The sequence below is a fragment of the Neisseria sp. P0021.S005 genome, assembly GCF_051956955.1.
The window spans coordinates 1-10,420 of the sequence record NZ_JBQCWY010000068.1; the positions used below are offsets into that span (position 1 = coordinate 1).

Here is a 10,420-nt window from a genome sequence, read left to right on the forward strand (position 1 = left end):
GTTTGTTTGGTATTCAAATCGGCAAGGTATTTTTCTTTGAGGTCGTCTGAAAGCAGGATGTCTTTAGGCAACAGGCTGGATAAAGCTTTTTGCAGCAGGTTCTCACCCAAAACAACGGCATCGTGACGATTCAGATTTTTAATGTATTGGCGGATGGCGCTGCGCGCACGGCTGGAAACGGTAAAGTTCAGCCATGCTACATTAGGCTTGGCGTGCTCGGAAGTAATGATTTCTACCGTATCGCCAGTTTTCAGCTTGGTGCGCAACGGCATCATGACGTTATTGATACGCGCGGCAACGGTTTTATGACCGATATTGGTGTGAACGGCATAGGCAAAGTCAATCGGTGTCGCCCCTTTAGGCAAGGTAAGGATATCGCCTTTCGGGGTAACGATATAGACTTCGTTAGGAAACAAATCGACTTTGACATGCTCCAGAAACTCGATGGCATTTGAGCTGCTGGCTTGCAGGTCAAGAATATTTTTCATCCATCGGTTCATATGGAGGACGGCTTGGTCCGGAGTATTTTCACCGGATTTGTAAATCCAATGGCCGGCAATACCACCCTCAGCCACAGCGTCCATTTCACGCGTACGGATTTGCACTTCGATCGGCAAACCGTAAGGGCCGACCAAGGTCGTGTGCAGGCTTTGGTAGCCGTTGCTTTTCGGAATGGCGATATAGTCTTTAAAACGGCCGGGCTTGGGGTGGTATAAATTATGTAATGCGCCCAACGCGGCATAACAGGCAGGAATGTTGTTTACGATGACCCGAAAGCCGTAAATATCCATCACTTCGGCAAAACGCAGCTTTTTAGCCTGCATTTTTTGATGGATGCTGTATAAGTTTTTCTCGCGGCCTTTGATTTTGGCTTCAATATTGACACCGACCAAACGCTGACCAAATGCACGCAACACTTTGCCGACAACATCGCGGCGATTTTTGCGACTGTTGTTCATGGCTTTTTTCAGGGTTTCGTAGCGTCTTGGGTGGAGATTTTGGAACGATAAGTCTTGAAGCTCTTGATACGCATTGTTCAGGCCAATGCGGTTGGCGATTTGAGCATAGATTTCGAGGGTTTCTTTGGCGATGCGGCGGCGTTTTTCCGGACGCATAGAGCCAAGGGTGCGCATATTGTGCAATCGGTCGGCCAGTTTGACGACGATGACGCGCACGTCTTTAGTCATGGCGAGGATAAGTTTGCGGAAACTTTCCGCCTGATGCTCGGCATGATCTTCGAATTTGAGTTTTTCTAGTTTGGAGAGACCGTCTACCATTTCGGCAATGGTATCGCCGAATTCTGCCGCCATTTCGACTTTGGTTACACCCGTATCTTCCAATACATCGTGCATAACGCCTGCGCAGAGGCCTTGAACATCCATGTGCCAAATCGCAAGCTGCGTGGCAACGGCAAGGGGATGGGTGATGTAGGGTTCGCCGCTTTTACGGGTTTGTCCGTCATGGGCGTGGAAAGCGTAGGCAACGGCTCTTTCAAGCTCGGCCTGCTCATTGGTATTGAGATAGGATGCGGTGCGAAACAAAAGCTCGCGCGCTTCTGCTGTCAACGGATCATAGGGGGCGGTAGGCAGTGGGGCTGGCATTTTCAGACGGCCTTTTATGGCTATTTTTTTAAGCCGTCAGACTGTATCGGTTGTTATATTGCACCGATACAGTCCGCACGACGGTTTTATCGGTTTGCCGGTTGGTTTATTTGTTGCGGGTCAGCAGCTCGGTTCCGATTTGTCCGGCTGCGATTTCGCGCAGGGCGGTTACGGTTGGTTTGTTGTTGCGGATGTCGTCAACCAATGGCGTATTGCCGTTTTCGAGCTGGCGTGCACGACGGGCGGCAACGAGGGTAAGGTCGAAGTGGTTAGGGATTTTACCTGTGCAGTCTTCAGTAGTAATACGGGCCATGTTTGCTTGCTTTCTTTCTATGTTTCAAATAAACGTTTATTTTCGCTGTTTTTTACGAATTTTCCAACAGGTTTGAAATAAATCCCTGTTGAGAGGATTTTTTCAGACGGCCTGCTTTAATAATGTGGAACAAATCGGCTTCGGCGCGATCCAGATCGTCATTCACAACGACGTAATCGAACAAAACGGATTGCTCAATCTCATGACGGGCTTTTGAAAGGCGTGTTTGAATAACTTCTTCGCTGTCTGTACCACGGCCGATCAACCGTTGCGCCAATACTTCAAAGGAAGGCGGCAGGATAAAAATACTGCTGGCTTCAGGCAACGATTTACGCACTTGCGCCGCACCTTGCACATCAATTTCCAAAATTACGTCATAGCCCTCTTCGCTCAACGAATTTACGCCGGCGATGCTGGTGCCGTAATAATTACCGAACACATTGGCGTGTTCCAAAAAGGCTCTTTGCTCAATCAGCGATTCAAATTCTTCTTTGGGAACAAAGTGGTAATGCACACCATGTGCCTCACCCTCACGCGGCTGGCGCGTAGTATGAGAAATAGAAACACGGATGTCGTCATGATTTTTCAACAGGCGTGACACCAAGGTCGTTTTACCTGTGCCGGAAGCGGCAGAAATGATGTAAATATTGCCTTTTTTATGATTTTGCATGGTGGTTCAGCCGATGGTATGTATCTGTAAATTATAACACAACACAATGTTTCTCGGAATTTCAGACGGCATGTTGCAAAATTTGGCTATTGTATCGATTAATTTGGCAAGTCCGCATATGACCGCTACAATATCGTGTTAAAAACTTTTTGATTTCGGAATGTCGAGATGTTGATTCATCCTGAAGTAATGGGCGTAGAGGCTTTGGCGGACAAAATCCGTAAAATTGAAAACTGGCCGCAAAAAGGGATTTTGTTTCATGACATTACTCCCGTTTTGCAAAGCGCAGAATATTTCCGCCTGCTGGTCGATTTACTGGTTTACCGCTATATGGGGCAAAAAGTTGATGTCGTTGCGGGCTTGGATGCGCGCGGCTTCATCATTGGCGCGGCTTTGGCCTATCAGCTGAACGTCGGCTTTGTCCCTATCCGCAAAAAAGGCAAACTACCTTTTGATACGGTTTCTCAAAGTTACGCTTTGGAATATGGCGAAGCAACGGTAGAAATCCATACTGACGCCATCAAGCCGGGCGCACGCGTTTTGTTGGTAGATGATTTGGTGGCAACCGGCGGCACAATGCTCGCAGGTGTCGAGCTGATCCGAAAATTGGGCGGTGAAGTAATCGAAGCGGCTGCCATTTTGGAATTTACCGACTTGGACGGCGGCAAAAAAATTCGTGAAAGCGGCGCGCCATTATTTACCCTGTGCCAAAACAAAGGCTGTATGTAATAAAAAAACCGCAAGCCGATCAGCCTGCGGTTTTTTATAATCAAAATTATTCGAGAACGTATCCGTCCGTATCCCAAAAAGTTTTTTTCACCAACTGGTCGTCTTTATAAACCAGCTCAGATTTCTTCGCACCATCATCATACCAATCCAAAATGATGCCGCTGCGTTTACCGTTGCGAATACTCAATTCAGACACGATGCGGCCATTTTCATCCCAACTGATGATCTCCGTCGGTTTGTCATTGCTCATCATCATTTCAGTTTTCGGACTGCCGTCTGAATACCATTGTTTCCAATGGCCATTGGCTTTATCATGCTTAAACTGAATTTCGCTTTCTTTCACACCATTTCGGTAATAGCGGGAACCCACGCCCTCACTCAGGCCATTTTGATAAGGCATCACCGCAGATTTTTTACCGTTTGGATACCAGTTGACCCATTCGCCATGCGGTTTGCCGTTGCGATAGCTGCCAACCATCTTTTTCTGCCCGTTAAAATGCCATAGAGTCAGCGTGCCATTATCCAAAGCCGGCACAAAAACCTTGATCTGACCAGCAGGTATCTCGTACGGATCAGAATATTTTTTCATTGATGGATAGTAAAAATCCTGAACCTGCGCCTTGCCTGCCGCAATTTTGTATTGGCGGACATAAGCAACCGAAGGCATGGTTGCCGTCAGTTTACCGTTTTGATTGAAATAAACGGTATATTGCTGGGCAAAAGCGACAACGGGCGTACTGAATAAAACAGCAGCCAACAGGCCTGATTTTAAAAAATTATTCATAATATTGGGTTTTTGGCAGTATATGTTCTACAAAAAGTCAGTAATAAAAATCTACCGGCATTTAAATCTATGACGAATATTATAAGCCATAGTTTCAAACCCTGCTTGGATTTCATATTCAGCATACCATAGGCGTTTGTATTTTCTTAAAACATTAAAGACATTACAAAACAGAGGCCGTCTGAATTTTTTTCAGACGGCCTTTGTTTTATTTACATCACAATAAACTATTCTTCACCCAACAATTGCTCACGGGTCAATAAGAATACAAACCCGTCGCCACCGCTGGTTTCCAACCAAGTAAACGGCAATTCCGGATAAGCCGCCTCCAATACTTCGCGGTTATGGCCGATTTCAACCAGCAATACACCTTTCGGATTCAAATATTTCGCAGCCTGCAAAATGATTTGGCGTGTAGCATCCAAACCATCTTCTCCGCTGCCCAAAGCCAATTCCGGCTCATGTAGGTATTCATCAGGCAACGCTTCCACAGATTCCGCATCAACATAAGGCGGATTGGAAACAATTAAGTCGTAGGTTTCATCCAAACCTTCAAACAAATCGGTATGCACCAAGCTGATACGGTCTTCCAAGCCATAATCTTCGATATTGATGGCCGCTACTTCCAAAGCATCTAAGCTCAAATCTACGGCATCGATTTGTGCATCAGGATAGTGGTGCGCCATTTGAATGGCCAAGCAGCCACTACCGGTACACAAATCCAAAGCTCGATGCACCAACTCATCATGTTCAATCCAAGGACGGATACCGTCGCCAAGCAATTCATAAATAAAAGAACGAGGCACGATGACGCGCTCATCGACATAAAAATCAAACTCGCCCTGCCATGCTTGATGTGTCAGATACGCGGCAGGAATATGCTCCACTGCGCGGCGTTCGAGAATGGACAATACCTCTTCCTTCTCACTTTGCAACAATTTGGCATCCAAATAAGGCTCCAATGTATCCAAAGGCAGATTCAAAGTGTGCAAAATTAGATAGGCTGCCTCGTCATGGGCATTATCGCTTCCGTGTCCGAAAAACAGTCCGGCATCGTTAAAACGGCTAACGGCGAAACGCAATAAATCGCGAACAGTGGTCAGCTCTTGAGCAGCTTGCTTAAACATAATGTTTTGTCTTGTCGATTTAAGAATATTGAAATTATAACAGAAAGGCCGTCTGAAAACTTTTCAGACGGCCTTCGATTTAATTCAGCTTAAGATTATTTATCGCGGCTGAATACGATTTTGGTAGCTTGGATAGCAACGCAGACAGCACCACCGATAAAGATCAAGTCAGCAGCGGTACGAACCCAACGCAGGGTATCCAGAATTTCCATTTGCAGGAATTCTTCGCTACGTGCATACCACAGACCGTGAGTGATAGAAGCGTAAGCTTGAATCACGCCAACCGGCAACAGGCTGATGGCAATCATACCCACCAGACCGCCGTTCAGCAGCCAGAATGCCCAAGTCATCAGTTTGTCGTCAAATTGAGCATTAGGTTTCAGGTAACGTGCAACCAGCAATACGAAGCCCAGAGCCAAGAAACCATACACACCAAACAGAGCCGCGTGAGCGTGAACTGCAGTAGTGTTCAGACCTTGGATGTAGAACAGGGAAATCGGCGGGTTAATCAGGAAGCCGAATACGCCGGCACCGATCATGTTCCAGAAGGCAACTGCTACGAAGCACATCAGAGGCCAACGCAGACGTTTCGCCCAGTCGGACAGATGTTGGTAAGACCAGTGTTCGTAAGCTTCACGACCCAGCAGAACCAAAGGTACAACTTCCAAAGCGGAGAAACATGCACCGATTGCCATAGAAGCAGAGGTAGAGCCGGAGAAGTACAAGTGGTGCAATGTACCTGGAATACCGCCCAACATGAAGATGGCAGCAGCAGCCAAAGTAGAAGCAGTGGCAGTACTACGGCGGACAAAGCCCATGTTATAGAAGATGAATGCGAAGGCGGCAGTAGCGAACACTTCGAAGAAACCTTCTACCCACAAGTGAACCACCCACCAACGCCAGTATTCCATCACAGCGATTGGAGATTTTTCACCGTAGAACAGGCCAGGAGCATAGAACACACCCACACCGACCATAGAAGCTACGAAGATAGCCAACAGGTTTTTGTCTGTACCTTTTTCTTTAAAGGCAGAGATAGTACAACGCAGCATCAGGAACAGCCACAACAGCAAGCCGACCATCAGCAACAATTGCCAGAAGCGACCCAAATCCAAGTATTCGTAACCTTGGTGACCGAACCAGAAGTTCAGCTCAGGCGGAATGATGTGGGTCAAAGCAAAGAAGTTACCTGCATAAGAACCGCCAACTACGATGAACAGGGCGATGTACAGGAAGTTCACACCGGCACGTTGGAATTTAGGATCTTTACCGCCGTTCACAATCGGAGCCAAGAACAGACCTGCTGTCAGGAAGCCGGTTGCAATCCAGAAAATAGCGGATTGGATGTGCCAAGTACGGGTCAGTGCGTATGGGAACCAGTCGGCCATTTCAAAGCCCAAGGCGGTATCGATACCGTAGAAACCTTGACCTTCGACAGTATAGTGAGCGGTCAAACCACCCAACAGTACTTGTACGACAAACAGCGCAACAGTCAGGAATACATATTTGCCCAACGCTTTTTGAGAAGGAGTCAGTTGTACTTTGGAAATAGGATCCTCAGTAGGTACTTCAACCTCTTCGTGTTTGGTCAAGAAAGAGTAACCCCACATCAGCAAGCCGATACCCATCAGCAACAATACCACGCTGGTGAAAGACCACATGTAGTTTTCAGTAGTCGGTACGTTGTTGATCAAAGGCTCGTGCGGCCAGTTGTTGGTGTAAGTGAAGTTCTCGTCAGGACGGTTGGCCGAAGCAGACCAAGAAGTCCAGAAGAAGAAGTTGAACAGTTTTTCACGCGCTTCTTGGCTTGGCAATGTGTTGTTTTTCATTGCAAAGTGTTCGCGAGTGGTTTGGAACTTAGGATCGTCGCTGTACACGCCGTGGTAGTAAGGCAGAATGCTTTCGATCGCTTTCACGCGGGTATCGCTGATAACGACAGAACCGTCTTCCTTAATACGGCTTTGGTTGCGGTATTCGTCAGCCAAACGGGTTTTCAGAACAGCTTGTTCCTCAGGAGAAACTTCGTCAAATTTTTTGCCGTAAGTTTCTTGCGCAGTCAGATCCAACCATGCAACCAGCTCGCGGTGCAGCCAGTCGGCAGTCCAGTCCGGAGCTTGGTATGCACCGTGACCCAATACAGAGCCAACTTCCATACCGCCGGTAGTTTGCCATGCAGATTGACCTGCCAAAATATCGTCTTTGGTCATCAGGACTTTGCCGGATGCAGAAACGACTTGTTCAGGGTATGGCGGAGCCTTTTTATAGACCTCGCTACCCATATAACCAAGAATGGTAAAGCATACTGCCAGTACGGCAAACAGCAAGTACCAAAGCTTCTTGTACTGTCCCATTTTGAGTACTCCTTGATTTTGGTAAAAAGTGGTTGGGTATTAATTCATCAAATATGAATGTTAAAGATTGTATCACGGTTTTAAAAGTAAAGAAATATTTTGTCAATAATATTCCTTTAAAACCATTAACTTACATGATATTGATTCCTATTATCCTGTATAACTCCTCCTTTGTTATATTTTGTGTTAAGCCCACACTAACATTTTCACACAAAAATAAACTTTTCGGTTTAGTTTTTTATACTACTAAAGGAGTATTTAAGGATTAAAAGATTCATATTCATTGAACAATTTGATTTATGTCAAAATGCACCCAAACAAGCGCCTACATAATCATACAAAATTTCAAACCATCCTATCAGGATACTTAACTTTTCTTACAATAAGGAAACTTTAAACATGAAACGCCAAACCTTAGCTGCACTTATCGCTTCTGTATTTGCACTGGCCGCATGCGGCGAACAAGCTGCTAAACCAGCTGAAACTCCGGCTGCCACCGCTTCTGCCGAAGCCCCTGCTGCTGCTTCTGACTCACAAGCTGCTGCCGAGACTCCTTCTTCAGAATTGCCTGTAGTCGATGCCATCATGACTCACGCTCCGGAAGTTCCACCTGCAATCGATCGCGATCATCCGGCTAAAGTACGCGTTAAAATGGAAACCGTCGAAAAAACCATGACTATGGAAGACGGTGTTGAATACCACTATTGGACATTCAACGGCGACGTTCCGGGCCAAATGATCCGTGTACGCGAAGGCGATACCGTAGAAGTAGAATTCTCTAACAATCCTTCTTCTACCGTTCCTCACAACGTTGACTTCCACGCTGCTACCGGTCAAGGCGGTGGTGCAGAAGCTTCTTTCACTGCCCCAGGCCACACTTCTACTTTCAGCTTTAAAGCTCTGCAAGCCGGTTTGTACATTTACCACTGTGCCGTTGCTCCTGTCGGTATGCACATCGCCAACGGTATGTACGGTTTGATCTTGGTTGAACCTAAAGAAGGTCTGCCTAAAGTGGACAAAGAGTTCTACATCGTACAAGGTGACTTCTATACTAAAGGTAAAAAAGGTGCTCAAGGCCTGCAACCTTTCGATATGGATAAAGCGATTGCTGAACAACCTGAATACGTTGTATTCAACGGCCACGTGGGCTCTATCGCCGGCGACAACGCTCTGAAAGCTAAAGCTGGTGAAACTGTTCGTATGTACGTTGGTAACGGTGGTCCTAACTTGGTATCTTCTTTCCACGTTATCGGCGAAATCTTCGACAAAGTATATGTTGAAGGTGGTAAACTGATTAATGAAAACGTACAAAGTACTCTGATTCCTGCCGGTGGCGCAGCGATGATCGAATTCAAAGTCGACATTCCAGGCAGCTACACTGTGGTTGACCACTCTATCTTCCGTGCGTTCAACAAAGGTGCTTTGGGTCAATTGAAAGTTGAGGGTGATGAAAACCCTGAAATCATGACCAAAAAACTGAGCGACACCGCTTACCAACCTGCCGGTGCTGCTGCTTCTGCCCCAGCCGCTGCGTCTGCCGCACCTGCTGCTTCTGAAGCCGCTAAATAATCCCTCGGTTTAATACGCCAAGCCACTGCTACTCTTCTCTTAGAGTCGCAGTGGCTTCCATCACAATTAATCTTCCTATTCAATCAGACAGATTGATTTTTCAGACGGCCTTGTTATGATTAGGCTATCTTAAAAATAAATTTTCTGTTTCAATCGATAATAAGGGCGTACCATGAAACTCATACGACTCCTCCTCTTAGGCAGTGCCTTAATCTGCGGCAATACATTTGCAGCCGAAATGGTAAAAATCGAAGGAGGCAGCTATCGCCCTCTCTATCTTAAAAAAGAGACTTCCCTTATTAAAGTCAAGCCCTTCCAACTTGATAAATATCCTGTAACCAATGCCGAATTCGCCGAATTTTTGAAAACACATCCACAATGGCAAAAAGACAAAATCAGCTCTAAACAAGCTGAAAAAGCTTACCTGAAACATTGGGTAAAAAACGGCAGCAACAGTTATGCGCCTAAAGCCAGCGAACTCAAACATCCGGTAACTAATGTTTCATGGTTTGCCGCCAATGCCTACTGCGTTTCCAAAGGCAAACGCCTGCCGACTATTGACGAGTGGGAATTTGCAGGCTTGGCTTCTACCACTCAAAAAGATGGCTCTGCCGAACCCGGCTACAACCGCACCATCTTGGATTGGTATGCAGACGGCGGCCGAAACGGCCTGCACGACATCGGTAAAAACAAACCCAACTACTGGGGCGTATACGATATGCACGGCCTGATTTGGGAATGGACTGAAGACTTCAACAGCAGCCAACTCTCTGCCGGCTCGTCCAACACACAAATGTTCTGTAGCGGCGCATCCGTAGGCTCAAGCGACCCGTCCAACTATGCGGCATTCTTACGCTACGGCATCCGCACCAGCCTACAGTCCAAATATGTTTTAAATAACTTGGGCTTCCGCTGTGCGAGCAAATAAAGTTTAGTTTTTTATCACCAAAGCAGCTTTGGCGGTACTGAAAGGTATCGCCGCTTTTTTTGGCCGTCTGAAAAGATATGGCGCACAAAGACAAATTGTGGCATAATCCGCCCGTCTTTCTAAAAAGGCACTTAGGAGTTTGCTTAGGTCGTTTGGCTTGGCAAACTTGTCCGAACCTGAAAAGGTTCTTTTATTTTCGGAGTTATCCATCATGGCATTGACCGTAGAACAAAAAGCACAAATTGTTAAAGATTTCCAACGCAAAGAAGGCGATACCGGCTCTTCTGAAGTACAAGTCGCTCTGTTGACTTTCCGCATCAACGACCTGACTCCTCACTTCAAAGCCAA

Annotated in this window: 11 protein-coding genes; 4 read left to right on the forward strand and 7 right to left on the reverse strand. The window is 46.5% G+C overall.

Annotation, left to right across the window (positions count from 1 at the left end; genetic code table 11):
- From ACTHUE_RS06045 to gmk, 3 genes are all read right to left on the reverse strand, one after another.
- Positions 1-1,601, reverse strand: a 1,601-nt coding sequence (locus ACTHUE_RS06045; protein WP_440402805.1) for a RelA/SpoT family protein, incomplete at its 3' end; no start/stop codon positions are given.
- Positions 1,602-1,707: 106 nt separating this feature from the next.
- Positions 1,708-1,914 (reverse strand): DNA-directed RNA polymerase subunit omega, encoded by a 207-nt coding sequence (rpoZ, locus tag ACTHUE_RS06050; RefSeq protein WP_003682294.1) that lies wholly within the window; start codon positions 1,912-1,914, stop codon positions 1,708-1,710.
- A gap of 52 nt (positions 1,915-1,966) precedes the next feature.
- The gene (gene gmk, locus ACTHUE_RS06055) at positions 1,967-2,584 is read right to left on the reverse strand and encodes a guanylate kinase (RefSeq protein ID WP_003686079.1); all 618 of its coding nucleotides are present in this window, start codon (positions 2,582-2,584) and stop codon (positions 1,967-1,969) included.
- A gap of 168 nt (positions 2,585-2,752) precedes the next feature.
- On the opposite strand from gmk, the gene ACTHUE_RS06060 reads away from it, so the two are divergent.
- The gene (locus ACTHUE_RS06060) at positions 2,753-3,313 is read left to right on the forward strand and encodes an adenine phosphoribosyltransferase (protein WP_003682296.1); all 561 of its coding nucleotides are present in this window, start codon (positions 2,753-2,755) and stop codon (positions 3,311-3,313) included.
- A gap of 46 nt (positions 3,314-3,359) precedes the next feature.
- On the opposite strand, the gene ACTHUE_RS06065 is transcribed toward ACTHUE_RS06060, so the two are convergent.
- The 3 genes from ACTHUE_RS06065 to ACTHUE_RS06075 form a co-directional block, all read right to left on the reverse strand.
- On the reverse strand, positions 3,360-4,097 hold the full coding sequence (locus ACTHUE_RS06065; protein ID WP_440361144.1) for a toxin-antitoxin system YwqK family antitoxin: 738 nt from the start codon (positions 4,095-4,097) through the stop codon (positions 3,360-3,362).
- A gap of 227 nt (positions 4,098-4,324) precedes the next feature.
- Positions 4,325-5,224 carry a 50S ribosomal protein L3 N(5)-glutamine methyltransferase gene (prmB, locus tag ACTHUE_RS06070; RefSeq protein ID WP_049322128.1) on the reverse strand — a complete coding sequence of 300 codons (900 nt, stop codon included), beginning with the start codon at positions 5,222-5,224 and terminating at the stop codon, positions 4,325-4,327.
- A gap of 95 nt (positions 5,225-5,319) precedes the next feature.
- Complete coding sequence (locus ACTHUE_RS06075; protein WP_440361145.1) at positions 5,320-7,575, reverse strand: nitric-oxide reductase large subunit; 2,256 nt, start codon at positions 7,573-7,575, stop codon at positions 5,320-5,322.
- 399 nt (positions 7,576-7,974) lie between these two features.
- On the opposite strand from ACTHUE_RS06075, the gene nirK reads away from it, so the two are divergent.
- Together nirK and ACTHUE_RS06085 are read left to right on the forward strand one after the other, a co-directional pair.
- Positions 7,975-9,144, forward strand: coding sequence for a copper-containing nitrite reductase (gene nirK, locus ACTHUE_RS06080; protein ID WP_440361146.1), 1,170 nt, complete (start codon positions 7,975-7,977; stop codon positions 9,142-9,144).
- Positions 9,145-9,316: 172 nt separating this feature from the next.
- On the forward strand, positions 9,317-10,072 hold the full coding sequence (locus ACTHUE_RS06085; protein WP_004519388.1) for a formylglycine-generating enzyme family protein: 756 nt from the start codon (positions 9,317-9,319) through the stop codon (positions 10,070-10,072).
- 3 nt (positions 10,073-10,075) lie between these two features.
- Here the strand turns inward: ACTHUE_RS06085 and ACTHUE_RS06090 are convergent, their stop codons facing one another.
- Positions 10,076-10,285: a hypothetical protein gene (locus ACTHUE_RS06090; protein ID WP_039861972.1), complete on the reverse strand. Its 210-nt coding sequence runs from the start codon at positions 10,283-10,285 to the stop codon at positions 10,076-10,078.
- Here ACTHUE_RS06090 and ACTHUE_RS06095 point away from each other — a divergent pair.
- The coding region (locus ACTHUE_RS06095; RefSeq protein ID WP_440423121.1) for a 30S ribosomal protein S15 at positions 10,284-10,420 on the forward strand (137 nt) is incomplete at its 3' end. The two genes, ACTHUE_RS06090 and ACTHUE_RS06095, sit on opposite strands and share 2 nt — an antisense overlap.